The 15,344-nt window shown below is 72.6% G+C and carries 16 protein-coding genes and 3 pseudogenes; 11 read left to right on the top strand and 8 right to left on the bottom strand.

Translation table 11 applies throughout. The annotated features are described in order from the left end of the window. Window positions 1-12: 12 nt before the first annotated feature. Both sufU and ACIRQ9_RS38770 read left to right on the top strand, forming a co-directional pair. Window positions 13-483: a Fe-S cluster assembly sulfur transfer protein SufU gene (gene sufU, locus ACIRQ9_RS38775; protein ID WP_404185005.1), complete on the top strand. Its 471-nt coding sequence runs from the start codon at window positions 13-15 to the stop codon at window positions 481-483. Beyond that, on the top strand, window positions 480-812 hold the full coding sequence (locus ACIRQ9_RS38770; protein WP_037743875.1) for a metal-sulfur cluster assembly factor: 333 nt from the start codon (window positions 480-482) through the stop codon (window positions 810-812). Before sufU ends, ACIRQ9_RS38770 begins: the two co-directional genes overlap by 4 nt. Window positions 813-866: 54 nt before the next feature. Here the strand turns inward: ACIRQ9_RS38770 and ACIRQ9_RS38765 are convergent, their stop codons facing one another. Next, window positions 867-1,730 (bottom strand): AbfB domain-containing protein, encoded by an 864-nt coding sequence (locus ACIRQ9_RS38765; protein ID WP_404185002.1) that lies wholly within the window; start codon window positions 1,728-1,730, stop codon window positions 867-869. A gap of 276 nt (window positions 1,731-2,006) precedes the next feature. Here ACIRQ9_RS38765 and ACIRQ9_RS38760 point away from each other — a divergent pair, with 276 nt between their 5' ends. From ACIRQ9_RS38760 to dapD, 4 genes and pseudogenes are all read left to right on the top strand, one after another. Beyond that, the gene (locus tag ACIRQ9_RS38760; RefSeq protein WP_404184999.1) at window positions 2,007-2,327 is read left to right on the top strand and encodes a DMT family transporter; all 321 of its coding nucleotides are present in this window, start codon (window positions 2,007-2,009) and stop codon (window positions 2,325-2,327) included. Then, on the top strand, window positions 2,327-2,863 hold the full coding sequence (locus ACIRQ9_RS38755; protein ID WP_404184996.1) for a TetR/AcrR family transcriptional regulator: 537 nt from the start codon (window positions 2,327-2,329) through the stop codon (window positions 2,861-2,863). Before ACIRQ9_RS38760 ends, ACIRQ9_RS38755 begins: the two co-directional genes overlap by 1 nt. Window positions 2,864-2,978: 115 nt before the next feature. Beyond that, window positions 2,979-3,433 (top strand): annotated as a pseudogene (locus tag ACIRQ9_RS38750) (RNA polymerase sigma factor); the annotation flags it as partial. Between the two features lie 184 nt (window positions 3,434-3,617). Further along, on the top strand, window positions 3,618-4,607 hold the full coding sequence (dapD, locus tag ACIRQ9_RS38745) for a 2,3,4,5-tetrahydropyridine-2,6-dicarboxylate N-succinyltransferase (RefSeq protein WP_404184993.1): 990 nt from the start codon (window positions 3,618-3,620) through the stop codon (window positions 4,605-4,607). A gap of 243 nt (window positions 4,608-4,850) precedes the next feature. Here dapD and ACIRQ9_RS38740 read toward each other — a convergent pair. The 4 genes and pseudogenes from ACIRQ9_RS38740 to ACIRQ9_RS38725 all read right to left on the bottom strand — a co-directional run. Then, window positions 4,851-4,931: pseudogene (locus ACIRQ9_RS38740) on the bottom strand (GntR family transcriptional regulator); the annotation flags it as partial. A 586-nt stretch (window positions 4,932-5,517) separates the two neighbouring features. Continuing rightward, window positions 5,518-5,781, bottom strand: a complete 264-nt coding sequence (locus ACIRQ9_RS38735) for a hypothetical protein (RefSeq protein WP_404184986.1) — start codon at window positions 5,779-5,781, stop codon at window positions 5,518-5,520. Between the two features lie 65 nt (window positions 5,782-5,846). After that, on the bottom strand, window positions 5,847-6,134 hold the full coding sequence (locus tag ACIRQ9_RS38730) for a hypothetical protein (protein ID WP_404184983.1): 288 nt from the start codon (window positions 6,132-6,134) through the stop codon (window positions 5,847-5,849). A 125-nt stretch (window positions 6,135-6,259) separates the two neighbouring features. After that, complete coding sequence (locus tag ACIRQ9_RS38725) at window positions 6,260-6,769, bottom strand: hypothetical protein (RefSeq protein ID WP_404184980.1); 510 nt, start codon at window positions 6,767-6,769, stop codon at window positions 6,260-6,262. A 141-nt stretch (window positions 6,770-6,910) separates the two neighbouring features. On the opposite strand from ACIRQ9_RS38725, the pseudogene ACIRQ9_RS38720 reads away from it, so the two are divergent. Continuing rightward, window positions 6,911-7,015, top strand: a pseudogene (locus tag ACIRQ9_RS38720) (SigE family RNA polymerase sigma factor); the annotation flags it as partial. A gap of 305 nt (window positions 7,016-7,320) precedes the next feature. Here the strand turns inward: ACIRQ9_RS38720 and dapA are convergent. Next, window positions 7,321-8,232: a 4-hydroxy-tetrahydrodipicolinate synthase gene (gene dapA, locus ACIRQ9_RS38715; RefSeq protein WP_404184977.1), complete on the bottom strand. Its 912-nt coding sequence runs from the start codon at window positions 8,230-8,232 to the stop codon at window positions 7,321-7,323. A 194-nt stretch (window positions 8,233-8,426) separates the two neighbouring features. Between dapA and ACIRQ9_RS38710 the strand changes: the two genes are divergently transcribed. The 3 genes from ACIRQ9_RS38710 (at window position 8,427) to ACIRQ9_RS38700 (ending at window position 10,438) form a co-directional block, all read left to right on the top strand. After that, window positions 8,427-8,909: a hypothetical protein gene (locus tag ACIRQ9_RS38710; RefSeq protein WP_404184974.1), complete on the top strand. Its 483-nt coding sequence runs from the start codon at window positions 8,427-8,429 to the stop codon at window positions 8,907-8,909. 87 nt (window positions 8,910-8,996) lie between these two features. Then, the gene (locus ACIRQ9_RS38705) at window positions 8,997-9,683 is read left to right on the top strand and encodes a helix-turn-helix domain-containing protein (RefSeq protein ID WP_404184971.1); all 687 of its coding nucleotides are present in this window, start codon (window positions 8,997-8,999) and stop codon (window positions 9,681-9,683) included. 17 nt (window positions 9,684-9,700) lie between these two features. After that, the gene (locus tag ACIRQ9_RS38700) at window positions 9,701-10,438 is read left to right on the top strand and encodes an SRPBCC domain-containing protein (protein ID WP_404184968.1); all 738 of its coding nucleotides are present in this window, start codon (window positions 9,701-9,703) and stop codon (window positions 10,436-10,438) included. Between the two features lie 15 nt (window positions 10,439-10,453). On the opposite strand, the gene ACIRQ9_RS38695 is transcribed toward ACIRQ9_RS38700, so the two are convergent. Further along, window positions 10,454-12,280 carry an endonuclease/exonuclease/phosphatase family protein gene (locus tag ACIRQ9_RS38695; RefSeq protein ID WP_404184965.1) on the bottom strand — a complete coding sequence of 609 codons (1,827 nt, stop codon included), beginning with the start codon at window positions 12,278-12,280 and terminating at the stop codon, window positions 10,454-10,456. A gap of 308 nt (window positions 12,281-12,588) precedes the next feature. Between ACIRQ9_RS38695 and ACIRQ9_RS38690 the strand changes: the two genes are divergently transcribed. Continuing rightward, window positions 12,589-14,019 (top strand): hypothetical protein, encoded by a 1,431-nt coding sequence (locus ACIRQ9_RS38690; protein WP_404184962.1) that lies wholly within the window; start codon window positions 12,589-12,591, stop codon window positions 14,017-14,019. A 142-nt stretch (window positions 14,020-14,161) separates the two neighbouring features. Here the strand turns inward: ACIRQ9_RS38690 and ACIRQ9_RS38685 are convergent, their stop codons facing one another. Then, window positions 14,162-15,163, bottom strand: a complete 1,002-nt coding sequence (locus tag ACIRQ9_RS38685) for a helix-turn-helix domain-containing protein (protein WP_404184959.1) — start codon at window positions 15,161-15,163, stop codon at window positions 14,162-14,164. Window positions 15,164-15,344 lie beyond the last annotated feature (181 nt).

Here is a 15,344-nt window from a genome sequence, read left to right as displayed (position 1 = left end):
TGAACTGAGACCGTGAAGCTGGACTCGATGTACCAGGAAGTCATCCTGGACCACTACAAGCACCCGCACGGGCGTGGTCTCAGGGATGGCGACGCCGAGGTGCACCATGTGAACCCGACGTGCGGCGACGAGATCACCCTCCGCGTGAAGTACGACGGCACGACGATCCAGGACGTCTCGTACGAGGGCCAGGGCTGCTCGATCAGCCAGGCGAGCGCCTCCGTACTGAACGACCTGCTGGTCGGCAAGGAGCTGTCCGACGCGCAGCGGATCCAGGAGACCTTCCTGGAGCTGATGCAGTCCAAGGGCAAGCTCGAACCCGACGACTCGATGGAGGAGGTGCTGGAGGACGCGGTCGCGTTCGCCGGTGTCTCCAAGTACCCGGCCCGGGTCAAGTGCGCCCTCCTGAGCTGGATGGCGTGGAAGGACGCGACGGCCCAGGCGCTGGACGGCGCGGCCGACGCCGAAAGGAAGACGGCATGAGCGAGACCGTTGAGATGAAGCCGGCCTCCGAGGAGGAACTCCGCGAGGCCCTGTACGACGTCGTCGACCCCGAGCTGGGCATCGACGTGGTCAACCTGGGCCTGATCTACGGCATCCACATCGACGACGCGAACATCGCGACGATCGACATGACCCTGACGTCGGCGGCCTGCCCGCTGACGGACGTCATCGAGGACCAGGCCAAGTCCGCCACGGACGGCCTCGTCAACGAGCTGCGCATCAACTGGGTCTGGATGCCCCCGTGGGGCCCGGACAAGATCACCGACGACGGCCGCGAGCAGCTGAGGGCGCTCGGGTTCAACGTCTGATCTCCGCGTGGACGGGAGCGGCGGCACCGAACCGGTGCCGCCGCTCTGGCGTGCTCAGGCCAGCGGGGCGGTCAGTCTGAACGCCGAGTCCGCCCGGTAGAGGTCGCTGTTCTGATAGGAGACCAGTTTCAGCTGGAAGTTCTGGTGGCGCAGGAAGCGGCCGGGATAGTTCACCGACTCCAGCGCGACCGCGCCGGGGTAGGCCGAGGGCCGGGCGCAGAAGGTGGCGTCCCGCCGGAACAGGGACGAGCCGTCACCGCGGTCGGCGCGCAGCACGAAGTCGCGGTGGCGCAGGTACCGCCCGTCGGCCGTCCGGAACGAGTAGCAGGAGCCGTCCGCGAGGCCGTCGACCACGGTGAAGGTGGAGTCCCCGCGGGACTCGGGGCCGGCGGGCGCGTCGAGCCTCACGTAACCGCCGCTCACATGCCAGTAGCGGTCCGGGTAGTTGACCGAGCGGACCGACCGGTGCAGAGGCGACCGCGGTGTCGCGCCGCCGCCGGGACCGCTGTCCGGGGGAGCGGACGTGGCGGGCCTCGTGGCGGACGGCGACGTCCTCGGGGCGGTGGTGCCGGGCGCGGCGGCCGAGGCGGAGGCAGCGGGGGAGCCGGACGGGTGCGTGGACGCCGTCGGCGGGCCGGACTCGTCCTTGCCGGGGCCGGCGGGTCCCGTCGTCGCCGGGGAGGCGAAGGAGAGCAGGCCGGGGCCGTGGTCCAGAGCCGCGCCGGTGGGCTGCGGAGCCGCCGCCCGGTCGGAGCCGCCGTGGCCGGCGGTTATCGCGGTGACGCAGGCGACGACGGTGGCCAGCGCCAGCGTCCCGGCCAGCCAGAGTCTCCGGGTGCCGGGCGTCCGTGAGGTGTCGGGGGCCCAGCCGTTCTCCCAGGAGGGGCGCGGCGGGGGTTGGGGGGTGGTTCGTGGCATGCGGTCGTTCCTCCAGCGGCGCCAGGGCAGCGGCGGCCGGGGGTGTGAGGGTGACGTGGGGGACGTGTGAAGCAGCGGTGGATCACCGGGGTGCACACACTAGTGGAGCCGCGCGGCCGCGGGGAGTGGTTTCAGTGAGCGGTTTCTATCGAGGCCGCACACCCCGAGCCGGTCATCTCCGGCCGGTGCGGGGAGAGTTCGGATCCGGACACACGGCGCGCGTCGTGGCGCGCTCGTTGTGTACGGCCGTACACAACGGTGCGTACACTCGTCCGCATGGGATACCTGACGCTCGCCGGCGCCATAGCCGCCGAGGTCGCCGCGACGACGGCGCTGAAGTACAGCGAGGGGTTCAGCAGGCTCGGGCCCTCGCTCGTGACGGCACTCGGCTACGTGCTGTCGTTCCTGCTCCTGGCCTCGACGCTGAAGACCGTGTCGATCGGCACGGCGTACGCGATCTGGTCCGGAGCCGGCACCGCGGCCGTCGCCGTGCTCGGACTCCTGCTGTTCGGCGAGGGACTGAGCCTGGCCAAGGTCGCGGGGATCGTGCTCATCATCGGCGGAGTGGTGGTCCTGAACCTGGGGGGCGCGCACTGATGGCACGCCGGTACGACCCCGACCGCAGACAGCGGATCATCGAGGCGGCGATCCTGGTGGTCGGGGAGAAGGGGCTCGCCGGCCTCTCGCACCGCTCCGTCGCCGCCGCGGCGGACGTGCCGCTCGGCTCGACGACGTACCACTTCACGACCCTCGACGAGCTGATGGTCGCCGCGCTGCGGCAGGCCAACGAGGGCTTCGCCAAGGTCGTCGCCTCCCACGGCGGCCTGGACGACCCCGGCACGGACCTCGCCACCGCCCTCGCCCGGATACTCGGTGACTGGCTGAGCGGCGACCGTACCGCCGTCGAGCTGGAGTACGAGCTCTACCTCGCCGCGCTGCGCCGCCCCGCCCTGCGCCCGGTCGCCGCCGAATGGGCCGACGACCTCGCCGCACGGCTGGCACGGCGCACCGACCCGGTCACGGCGCGGGCCCTGGTCGCGCTGGTGGACGGGATCTGCCTCCAGGTGCTCCTGACCGGGACGCCGTACGACGAGGGGTACGCGCGGGAGGTGCTGGGGCGGGTGATTCCCTGAGCGGAACGCGTCCGCCACCCCCTCCGGGAAAGCCGGCCGAGGCCCCGTGAACCTTCCGGCGGCCGTCGGGCAACAAGGGTGACGCACACGCACCGACGAATCAGGGGGGTCCCTCGTGAGCGGACCGCCGCCGGCCACGGCACAGGCGGAGGGCGACGCCGAGACCGTCGCCCAGTCACTGGAAAGACCAGAACTCCTCGCCCGGCTCTACACCGTCACGCGCCCGACATCCACCGGTACGCGGCACGCAGGCTCGGCGACGGCGCCGCCGACGACATCACCGCGGACACCTTCCTGACCGCCTTCCGGATCCGCTCCCGCAACGACCTCAGCCGCCCCGACGCGCGCCCGTGGCTCTACGGCATCGCGGGCAACCTGATCGGCAAGCAGCGCCGGACCGAGGTGCGGGCCCTCAGAGCGCTGGCCCGCACCGGCCACGACCCCGTCGCCGCCTCCTGGAGCGAGACCTGGGTCGAGCACACGGACCACCGGATCGACGCACAGGGCCCGCTCGCCGGCGCCCTCGCCGCGCTGGCGGCGGGCGACCGGCACGTGCTGCTGCTCGTCGCGAGGAATTGATCACGACGGCGGTGGTGGACAAGCCCGGCGAGCGGCCCTGACACCACCGCCGGATCCCGGACGGCCCGCACCGCGGGGGAGTCGCGGGCCGCCCGGACGATCTTCACGGCCCGGCTGCCGAGACGCCCCGCACGCTGGTTCGCCTCCCCGGCCCCCGGCCGGTTAGGTTGCCCTCATGACCGACACGACTGCTCTTCGTCCCACCGGCGCCGTGGCCGCCGGCCTCGCCACCATCGCCGCCGACGGCACCGTTCTCGACACCTGGTTCCCGGCCCCCGCGCTGGTCGCCGAGCCCGGCCCGGCCGGCACCGAGACGCTCTCCGCCGAGCAGGCCGTGGAACTCCTCGGCGAGGGCGCGGCCAAGGCGATCGGCCCGGACCCCCGCCGCAACGTCGAGGTCGTCGCGGTCCGCACGGTCATCGCCTCGATCGACGAGAAGCCGATCGACGCGCACGACGTCTACCTCCGCCTGCACCTGCTCTCCCACCGCCTGGTCAAGCCGCACGGGCTGAGCCTGGAAGGCCAGTTCGGCTTCCTCGCCAACGTCGCCTGGACCTCCCTCGGCCCGGTCGCGGTCGACGAGATCGAACAGGTCCGGCTGAACGCCCGCGCCGAGGGCCTGCACCTCCAGGTGACCTCGATCGACAAGTTCCCGCGGATGACGGACTACGTCGTCCCCACGGGCGTGCGCATCGCCGACGCCGACCGGGTCCGCCTCGGCGCGCACCTCTCCGAGGGTACGACCGTCATGCACGAGGGCTTCGTCAACTTCAACGCCGGCACGCTGGGCACCTCGATGGTCGAGGGCCGCATCTCCGCCGGCGTCGTGGTCGGCAACGGCTCGGACATCGGCGGCGGCGCCTCCACCATGGGCACGCTGTCCGGCGGCGGCAACGTGATCATCGCCATCGGCGAGCGCTGCCTGATCGGTGCCGAGGCGGGCGTCGGCATCGCCCTCGGCGACGAGTGCGTGGTCGAGGCCGGGCTCTACGTCACCGCGGGCACCCGGGTCACGATGCCCGACGGCCAGATCGTCAAGGCCCGCGACCTGAGCGGCGCCTCCCACATCCTCTTCCGCCGCAACTCGGTCACCGGCGCCGTGGAGGCCCGCCCGAACAACGCGGTCTGGGACGGCCTGAACGAGATCCTGCACAGCCACAACTGACGTGTGGCGGCCGTGACCTGCGGCCGCCCGACCGGTCATCGCTCCGACCTGCTGCCGAGCTGTCGGCGGTTGTCGACGTTGGTCACCGCTGAGCGCCCTTCCACGGCCCGAGGACGGCCCGGGGGAGGGCGCTCGCGTGCTTCCTCCGGACGGGATGTCCGCCTGCCCCGGGGGCCGTCAGCACCCACGGAGGGAAGCAGCGAACCCGTCGGCCGCGGCAGGGCTGTGGGCCATGGACCATCGCCGATCGACGGGGATCTCGTAGACGATCTCGCCGTGGGCGGCGGGCACGATGAGGTCCGCGGTCTCGACAGGGCGCCCCTGGTGGCGATCCCGGCCTGATGACGAGCCACCGACGAACGCAGGTGAACGCTCCCGTACACCATCTCCATGGACGCAACCGTGTCAGCTGCCGCACCCAGTCTCGACAAGGGGGCGCCTCGCCGGTGCAGGACCAGAGTTGCTGCTACGCCTGGCTGATCAGGACACCCGCCGCGCAGAGGGCAAGCGCAAGCACGATCAGGCTCTTCTTCCCGCTGCGGCCGGAAGCCTGCCGCTGAAGTTCCCGCGCGGCCAGTAGCGCACCGGAGAGCCCGAGAGTACCTGCGACAAGATCTCTGCCTACCTGCATGGGCACCCACTCAGCCGTTCCCCGAGGTCTGGGGCGACCATCGTACGGGTCTGTCTCGAGCTGCACTTGCCCCCTTCCTCACCCCACCACTGTACGAACGACCTTGACGCCCTGGGCCGCGTCTGCCCGGCTCTGCCTGGGTCGATGGCAGACGGGATGGGAGCACCCCGCGCACGCCGCCGCTCGCCGGCACCCGCGAACGGCGCCCCCGCCAACTCCGAGTCTGAGCGCCCCCGTCGGAGCCTCTCTGAGCGTGACCGCTTCTCTCCGGTGATCGACTCATGTCCCGGCTCTCGTCGCGGAGCCGGGAGCGCGCCCGAGGTTCTCGTCGTAGCGGTCGTCGAACGTGTGCTCCACCGCCTCGATCGCCTCGTCCACCCGGCCCTTTGCCTGGTCCACCCGGCCGGACCGCTCCAGGACCCGGGCCTGTGCGGGAAGGGCACCCCACAGGTCGTCGCGCTGCTCCGGGGCGTGCCGGAACTCCTCGGCCATCGGGGCCAGCAGCTCCCCTACCCGCTCGTCGCGTCCCTGGCCCTCGGCCATCTCCACCAGGGCCCCAGCTCGCGTGCGGCCCGCGGGAGGTCAGGGGCGGGACGGGTGGGTCGTGGTCACTCGACGAAGATGCTGTGCGTTCCGGGGACCTGCACCGCCAGCCCCGGCGGGATGACCTGGATGAACCCGTTCGCGCAGCCGGGGACGTTGTGGACGAAGGCGGGCTTGTCCGCGAAGTTGACGACCGTGGACAGGTGAGCTATCTCGTAGCAGCCTCTCGGGGCGCTGTGTCGGATTCCGTCGATCTCCAGGAACCCGTTCGCGGCGAATGCCGAGCCCGGAACGGTGAACGCGAGCACTCCGGCGGCGGCGAGCGTGGCGAGTGTCGAGCCGACACGGCGCATGACGAACCTCCCGACGTGGCGGTCCGGGAACCTCCCGGCCCTGCAACCGACCGTACGCAGGCGTGCACGCATCGCATCCGGGCGACCGCCGAACGGGCGACTTCGTGAGCGGCGCGGCAGGGTGCTCAGCCGTCCCGTGGCAGGGAGTCGCGGAACTCGGCCAGCGCCGTGAAGTCGCCCTGGCGCAGCCCGATCCGCGGGTTGACGTGGTGGAGCAGGGCCGGGCCGGGGTGGTGGGCCTCGACGTACCGGTTGTCCGCCGGGCCCTGCTCGTCGTCCACCCAGGCGAAGGACCGTCCAGCGGCGTACGCGACGATCGCCGCCGTCTTCCAGTGCACCCCGTCGGGCCGCTCGGTCAGCAGCGCGCTGCCGAAGTCGACGTACGGCAGCTCGGGCAGGCCCACGACCGGGGCGATCCAGCGGTTCGCCTCGGCCGTCCACGTGGTCGCCCAGCACAGGTCGTAGCCGAGGGCGAGCAGCGCCGGGCCGTGGGACGGGTTCAGCCACACCCGCAGCGGGCTGCCGGGGCGGACGGCGGCCCGGATCGTCGTGTACCCCTCGGGACGCCGCTCGGGCTGCGCGGCAAAGGGGTTGAGCGGGCCGTCGACGTCCAGGAACAGCAAGGGGCGGCTCATGGGGACAACGTAGGGCAGCCGGGCGGGTGGGACACCGATGGATGAAAACCGCGCCGGACAGGCATGGTGAGGCGGCTCCGCACGCGTCACCTCGGTCACAGGGCCGGACAAGAGGCGGGCCCGGGGGAAGAGAAGGTGACGATGGATGCGGAAGCGGACGAGAGGTCCCGGGAGTTCGTGGACAACCGGTCCTCCGCGCTGTTGAGGACGGCCGTGCCGCTGACCGGCGGCGACCGGCACGCGGCACCAGGCCGGCCCCCGACGGCAGACTGGTCGCCGGGGACTTCGCGGGCCGCGGGACGCGGACCTCCTCCTGGGTCGTCGAACCGGCCACCGGCAAGAAGACCGAGGTGCACGGGCAGCGGCTCCGCGCCTGGGCCGACGACAGGTCCCTCGTCGCGTGGGACGTCGCGAAGGACGGCGGCAGCGAGTTCCGCACCCGGCTGGTCCTGGTCACCGTCGGCAGCGACGAGGTGGTGCCGCTCAGCGGATTCCTCAAGGGACGGGACGGCTCTTTGGGCCGCTGGGAGCCGGTCTTCGCGCAGGACCGATCAGCCGGTGCTCAACTCCTCGTGCAGCGCGCGCAGTCCGTCGGCCGTCCCCCGGTCGGCGGACCGCAGCGGGGCCCGCACCGGTCCCCCCGGCCGGCCGAGCGCGGTGAGCAGTGCCTTCGCGGTGACCGTGCCCGGCAGACCCGCGGCGGTCATCGCCTCGATCAACGGCGTCGCCCGCAGCTGGAGTCGGGCGGCGATGGCGGTGTCGCCGGCGTCGAAGGCGTCGAGTATCGCGGCGACATGGCCCGGCACCACGTTCGCGACCGTGCTGACGCAGCCCGCCGCGCCCACCGCGTACAGGGCGAGGATGTGCTCGTCGCAGCCCGCGTAGTACGCCAGTTCCGTGCGCGCCAGCACCTTCTGGGCGCCGAGGAAGTCGTAGGAGCAGTCCTTCACCGCCACGATCGAGGGGTGCGCGGCGAGCCGGACCAGGGTCTCCGGCTCGATGCGGGTGCCGGTGCGGCCCGGGATGTCGTACAGCATCACCGGCAGCCCGGTCGCGTCGGCCACCTCCAGGAAGTGGGCCTCCAGGGCGTCCTGCGGCGGCCTGCTGTAGTACGGCGACACCACCAGCACGCCGTCCGCGCCCGCCTTCTCCGCCGCGCGCGCGAGGTCCGCGGTGTGCAGGGTGTCCGCGGTGCCGACGCCCGCCACGAGCCGCACCCGCTCGCCCACCGCCTCCCGGACGGCCGCGATCAGCTCGCTCTTCTCGGCGTCCGTGGTGGTCGGCGACTCGCCCGTGGTCCCGTTCAGCACCAGGCCGTCGCAGCCGTCCGTGACCAGCCGGGCGGCCAGCCGCCGGGCGCCGTCGAGGTCGAGGGTCCCCGCGTCGGTGAACGGCGTGACCATCGCACACAGGGTGCGGCCGAAGGGCCGGGAGGGGTGGGCGCTGTCCGGTGAGTGCGTCATGGGGGTAGTCTCGGCGGCACGACAGCTTAGCTCCACTTAATTCTGCTGCGGGGTATGCCTTAGCAACACTAAGACGGCGGCCTGGTGGGGCGGTGTCCGTGCCGGCCGTTCCGCCTGAGCGCCGTCCCACGGGGTACCCGGACGTCCACGGGCGCCCCGAGCGGACGCCGACGCGACCAGGAGGGGCAGGAGCGATGACGAAGAGGACCGCGCACGGAACGGGGGCCAAGATCGCCGACTCGGCGGGCTCCCTGGCGGCGAAGGCCGACCTCAAGGGACGCACCCAGGCCCGCGCCGCCGACCTCAAGGACAAGGCGGGCGCACTGACCGTCCAGCTGCGCGAGGGCGCCGGCCGGGCCGGCCACCACGCCCAGGACCGCGCGGTGAAGGGCGGTCACGCCACCCAGGAACAGATGACGAAGGCGCGGCACGTGCTGGTGGAGCGGGCGCTGAAGGCCGGACACGTCGTCCAGGAGCAGGCCGAGCGGGCGGGCCATCTGGCCTCCGAGAAGGCCGTCGAGGCGGGCCGCGTCGCCGAGGAGCACCTCCCGAGGTCCGGGCGCGGCGGCCTGTTCACGTCGCGTCGGCCCGGTCGCCCGCTGCTGATCGCGGGCGCGGCCCTGGCGGTCGTCGGCGCGGTGGCCGCAGGCACCCTGCGGCGGATGCGGCGCCACTGAGGCCCCGTTCGGAGCCTTCTCCTCCACCCTCTCGCCGAAAACCTGACCCGTCTGGACAGGAAAAGTTTTCGGTGGGAGGGTGGAGCCATGCTGGACGTGACCGTGATCGAGGATCCCGAGGCCGCGGCGGCGTCGCTGGACCCCACCAGGGCCCGGCTGCTCGCCGAACTGGCCGCCGCGCCCGCGTCGGCCGCGATGCTGGCCGGACGGGTCGGACTGGCCCGCCAGAAGGTGAACTACCACCTCAAGGCGCTGGAGCGGCACGGCCTCGTCGAGCTGGCGGGCGAGCGCCGCAAGGGCAATGTCAACGAGCGCCTGATGCGCGCGACCGCCGCGTCGTACGTCATCTCCCCGGCCGCGCTGCCCGCCGTGCAGCCCGACCCGGACCGCTTCCGCGACCAGCTCTCCGCGCGCTGGCTGCTGGCGGTCGGCGCCCGCCTGGTGCGCGACGTCGGCACGCTGATCAACGGCGCCGCCAGGGCCCGCAGGCGGCTGGCGACCTACGCGCTGGACGGTGAGGTGCGCTTCGCCTCGGCCGCCGACCGCGCGGCGTTCGTGCAGGAGCTGACCGCGGGCGTGAGCGCGCTCATCCGCAAGTACGACTCGCCCGACGCGGAGGACGGCCGGGACCACCGGATCGTCGTCGCCCTCCACCCCACGGTCAAGGCCGACGGCCACCCGGCGACGGACCCCCTTCCGGCGGCCGAGACCACCCCGGCGCCCGGGGAAGGGTCCGGGATCCCGGACCGGACCGCATCCGAACCGGATCAGTAGGCAGCAGGAGCCCCGACATGTCCAAGGAATTCGAGATCGCCCGCGAGTTCGAGGTCGACGCCACGCCCCAGGAGGTGTGGGAGGCGGTCACCACCGCCTCCGGCGCCTACCTGTGGCCGATGGAGCCGCCCGAGCCCCGGGTGGGTGGCGCGGCGGCCTTCGGCTCGACCGTCACCGCCTACGAGCCGCCGCACCACCTGGTCGTCCGCAGTGAGGACGTCGGGCTCCCGGTCCAGAGCGTCAACCGGCTGGAGCACGTCATCGAGGCGCGGGACGGCGGACGCCGGGCCTGGGTGCGCTACGTGCACAGCGGGATCTTCACCGACGACTGGGACAACCAGTACGACGGGGCGAGCCGGCACACCGACTTCTATCTGCACACCCTGCGCGAGTACCTGGTCCACTTCGCGCCCCGCCCGGTCACCTTCGCGCAGCTCGACGGACCCGCGGCATCCCAGGCGCCGGACGCCTTCGACGCCGTCGGCCGCGCCCTCGGCCTGCCGGACGGCCTCGCCGCGGGCGCCGAGGCCCGTCTGAAGGGCCCGGACGGGCGGACCCTGGAGGCGGTGGTCGACTACCGCGACCCCTACTTCATCGGACTGCGGACCGACGACGCCCTGGTCCGGTTCTTCGGCCGCAACCACTGGGGCGCCCCGGTGGGCGTCAGCATCCACGACTTCGCGCCGGACGCCGACGCCCCCACGAACGAGCGCGCCTGGCAGGACTGGCTGAACGGCGTGTTCGGCCAGTCCTGAGCCACCCTCACGTCCTCACGGGCGGAAGCGCAGCACCTGCGGGTCGTGGTCGCTGATCTGGTCGTGGAACTCCGAGTTGATGTGCACGCTGTCGTACGCGAAGTCCCCGTCGCGGCGGATCTCCTTGCTGATCAGGATCTGGTCCAGGACCTGCTCGTTGCCCTGGTAGTCGTACGTGTAGCGCTCCTTGGTCGGCAGCGACCGGATCGCCGACCAGAGCGCGCCGTGGCTCTCCAGGATCTTGGTGGTGCCGGAGAAGTCGAAGTCGTTCATGTCGCCGAGCGCGATGACGTTCGCGTCCTTCTGGACGTCGAGGATGTTCTTGACGAACGCGTTGACCAGCGTCGCCTGCGCGTGGCGCTGGACCTCCGAGCTGCGCGTCACCGGCTGGTACTGCGCGGTCAGACCCTGGTCGCCGCCCTTGGAGTTCAGGTGGTTGGCGATCACGAAGACGGTCCTGCCGCGGAAGACGAACTCGCCGGCCAGCGGCTTGCGGCTCGCCGTCCAGGCGGAGTCCGCCGGGGCGACACGGCCCGGCGAGGCGGTCAGCTGCGCCTGGCCGTGCGCCTCGGTGACGCCGACCGCGGTGGTGGAGTCGCCGCCCGCGCGGTCGACGAAGGACACCCGCGCGGGGTTGAAGAGGAAGACCTGGCGGATGTTGCCGCCGGGCTCGCCGCCGTCCTGGTCGTTGACCGGGTTGATGGAACGCCAGTCGTACCTCGGGCCGCCGGCCGCGACGATCGCGTCGATCAGCTTGTTCACCGTCACGTCGGCGGCGACCGTGCCGTCGTCCGTCGCGCCGTTGTTGTCCTGGATCTCCTCCAGGGACACGATGTCGGGCGACTGGAGGTTGTTCACGATCGCGGCGGCGTGTGCGGCGAAGGTGCCGTCGGAGGGGTCGAGGTTCTCGACGTTGTACGTCGCGACGGCCAGCTCGTTCTTCGACTGCTTCTTCGTCGTCTCGCGCCGCAGGCCGCCGCTCTCCAGGGCGCCCAGCCGGCTCGCGACGAGGGTGTAGCCGCCGAACTGGTTGTAGTCCATCGGGCCGGTGGTGGCCCCGGCCAGTGTGTCGCCGACGTTCGCCACCGGGAAGTCGGCCGTGGCGCCCAGGGACTGGATCTGGAGGCGGCCGGTGTTCTGGTCGCGGTAGGAGCGGTACAGCGAGCCGCCGCGGACGGTGCGGTTCTCGTGCGGCTTCACCGTGACCCACAGCTCGGCGTACGGGTCGGTGGCGGTGATCACGCGGGTGTCGCGGACCTCGACGTTCATGCCCTCCAGGGACTCGTAGTAGTCCAGGGCGTACTTCTTGGGCCGGAGCGTCAGCCCGTTGATCGAGCCGGCGGCGGCGGTGTCGCCCGCCGGGGTGTACGCGTCCGGGACCGACTTGCGGTCGACCACGACCGGCGCCGGGACCGGGTTGCCGGTGGAGACCGTGGTGACCGTCGGCTTGGTGATCTCGGTCACCGACTGGTTGCCGGAGGCGGCGCCGCCCGGGACGTACTCGGAGACCGTGCCGGTGACCGTGACGGAGTCGCCGACCGCGACCTTCGGGGTGGAGCTGGTGAAGACGAAGACGCCCTCGCTGGTGGCCGGGTCGGCGTCCGGCGTCGGGTCCTGGAGCCAGAACCCCCGCGAGGAGCCGTAGGTGCGCGTGGCCGTGACGATGCCGGGGACGTCCGTCACCTTCTGCCCGGCGTACGGCGAGATGCGGGTGGCGCCCTGGACGTCGTGGATGCGCAGCCCGTCGGCCTGGGCCGGCGAGGTGAGGGCGACGGTGGACGCCGCGCTGCAGACGGCGGCGACGGTGAGCGCGGCGAGGCGCGCGGAAGACCTGCTCGGCAAGGAAATCCCTCCGGGGACATGAACGGTGCCGGGACGAGGATGCGTCATGAGATGGGCATGACACGCGTAGAAAGCGAGTGAACACTTGTCCCCCCTGCCTTCTACGCGCGTCAATCTCGTGCCTGCGCGGGGGAGTTGTCAAGGTTTCGGCCATGTACGCGACCCGGCGGGGAGATGAACCGGGCGGCATGGGTGGAAATCCGTCTAGGCTGAGCGGCTGAGGCGTACGGCATCCCGACGACCGTACGGCCGGCGTACGGCGTGCCCGTCGTCGTACGACCGAAGAGGCGTCCGAGGAGAACCACCCGATGTCAGACAGCTCCCCCCTGCCGCCGGTGCGGTTGCGTCCCGAAGCGGAGCTGGCACGCGCCGCGCTGGCCACGCCGCTGCTGTCCCGGGCCGCCCGGCTCGCCCGCTGGGCCGGCCCCGCCACCCGCGTCGACGCAGGTGGCGGGCTGGCCGAGGAACAGCTCCCGGCCGCCGCGGAACTGCTCGGACTCACCGGGGACGACGCGCCCGCGTACGCCGCCGAGGCCTGGCGGGTCGCCCTGGACACCGGGCTCGTCGAGATCGTGGACGAGGACGCCGGGACGGTCGCGGCGGGCGAGGAGCTGGCGCTGCTCACCGGGGGCTCGCCGCACGACGTCCTCGCTCTGTGGCTGGCGGCGCTGGAGACCGTGATCGGCGACGCGAGCGTGCCCGACCTGGACGGAATTGTCGACGCGCTCGGCGAGGGCGGCGAGGTCGATTTCTCGTCACTCGGCTGGGACCCCGAGGCCGAGGCGGAATTCCTCGACGGCGTCCTCGGCAACCTGTACCTGCTGACCGTGAGCGACGGCGGCCCCGGCGAGGCGCCGGTGCCGCTGCCGGCGCTGGCCGCGTCGATGATCGTCCCCAGCGACATGGGGGAGCCCACCAACGACGTGCTGGAACAGGTCTCCGACGCGATGATGCGGCTCGACGACCAGTTCCGGATGCTGGAGCCGGTCGGCCTCGTCGCCTACCAGCCGGTCGACGAGGCGCTCATGGCCGACGCCGAGGAGGAGCCCGCCGCCGGACCGGTCGACGAGAGCGACGTGAGCCGGTACGGCATGGTGCGGCTCACCCCGCTCGGCGCGTTCGGGCTGCGGGCGCGGCTGCTGGAGGCCGGATTCGACGCGCCGGCCGTCGGGGAACTCGCCGACAAGGGCGCGGACGCCCTGCTCGACGGCATGGCCGCGTTTCCGCAGGGCGCCGCGCAGGCCGAGACCGAGCAGTGGCTGGACCGTCGTGAACCCCTCGCCGCCGCACGGGAGTTGCTGGCCGCCGCACGGGGCGGTGACGCGGGCGCCCCGCTGCGCAGGCTGCGCTGCCAGCAGGCGCTCTCGCTGGTCGGCATCGAGGCCGAACCGGCGCTCCGCGACGTCCTCGGCGACCCCGAACTCGGCGGCCTGGCCAGGGTCTGGCTGGCCGAACGCGGTGCCGCGGACGTACCGGCGCCGTCGCCGGACATGATCTTCTGGCTGACCATCGACACGGTCGCCGCCCAGCTCGCCGCCGAAGGCAACTCGGAGGAACTGCAGGCCCTGGTCGAGGGGCTGGCCCGGCAGCACGAAGGCTTCTTCGCCGAGGCCTGGCGCGTCGAACACCCGGACACCGCCGACGTCCTGGAGGCGATGGGACGCCTGCACCCGGACAAGAAGGTCGCGAAGGAAGCCCGGAAGGCGGCGTTCAAGGCGCGGTCGCAGCACGGGGGATGACCGGCGGCCCAGCCGGCTCCCGGGCGGTGCTTGGGGTGCCCCCGACGGCAGGACCCCGTACGCCGACATCCAGACCCCGGGCATCATGCTCGCGATCACCGGACCCTGGAAGCGACAGCGGTGCTAGCGGCCGCCGAGGCGATCAGAGCCAGCCGCGGCGGGCCGCCTGCCAGGCGAGCTGCATCCGGGTGGTGGCGCCGGCGAGCGTCATCATGTGCTGGATGTGGCGTTGCACGGTCCGGCGGCTCAGCCCCATCTGGCTGGCGATGGCCTTGTCGGCGATGCCCGCCACCAGGAGCGACAGGAGCCGGCGGTCGGTCTCGGAGAGCGGGTCGCCCGACTGCGCGGCCCGCGCGTCCGACAGGGTGCCCGCCGCGCCGAGACTGAGCGGGACCGCGGTCTCCCAGTAGCGCTCGAAGAGCGAGATGAGCGCCTCCAGGAGACTGCTGCCGCGCACCAGGGCGGCGGTCGGCTCGCCCGGGGAGCCCTGCGGGCCGCCGGGCACCAGCGGACAGATGGCTATCGCCCGGTCGGCGACGGCCAGCCGCAGCGGCAGATGCGGCACGCTGCGGGCGATCTCCCCGGCCTGGACGCCCTCGATCACGTTGCCGATGGCGTTGTCGTCGTCGAAGAACGCCTGCTCGTACAGCACGCGGTAGCGCACCCCGCGGGCCAGCGCGTCGTACTCGGCCCGGTTGCTGCCCGACGGCATGGCGACGTACTGGGCCTTGCAGAACCACAGCACCTCGTGACGGGCGTTGTCCTGCATCTGCCGCAGATGCTGCCGCAACGACTCGGCGCCGGTGATCACTTCGATCAGCTGCCCGGCGTCCTGGCGGCGCCGGGTGCTGCGGTAGAGGTCCAGCAGATCGGTGACGGTGCTGCGGGCCTTGTCCAGTTCGTCCGTGCGGCGCTGCAGCCGGGGCAGCAGCGCCACGTCCGGCGGAACGGCCGAGTACTGCGGCGGGTCGCTGTCGGTGGGGCTGGCGAGCCCCTTGCCGGTGAGGGCCGCCAGCACCGCCTCCACCCGCTGCGGCTGGAGGCCGCTCTGCCCGGCCAGGTCGCGGGCGGACGCGGTCGTCGTCGCGACCAGCAGGCGGTACACCGCCTCTTCGACGGCCGTCAGACCCGCCGCCTCAAGCATGGGCAATCTCCCTCGGTCCCGGCCGGAGCCCGTCGCGCCCCACCGGCTCTGCCTGCGGTTGGTCCTGCCGGACCGGGTGGCGGGGGGGGGGCGGCGTGGGGGGGCCTTTCGCGCGCGGCCGCGGCGCCCCCGCCGGGCGCCCCCCGACCCGACCCAGGCGGAGAGGTGGGGGGAGCGGCCC

The sequence above is a fragment of the Streptomyces sp. NPDC101237 genome, from assembly GCF_044767465.1.
In the GTDB taxonomy this organism is placed as follows: domain Bacteria; phylum Actinomycetota; class Actinomycetes; order Streptomycetales; family Streptomycetaceae; genus Streptomyces; species Streptomyces gramineus.
The sequence above is the reverse complement of the archived record's forward strand: the minus strand, read 5'-3'. Positions and strand labels throughout refer to the sequence as shown.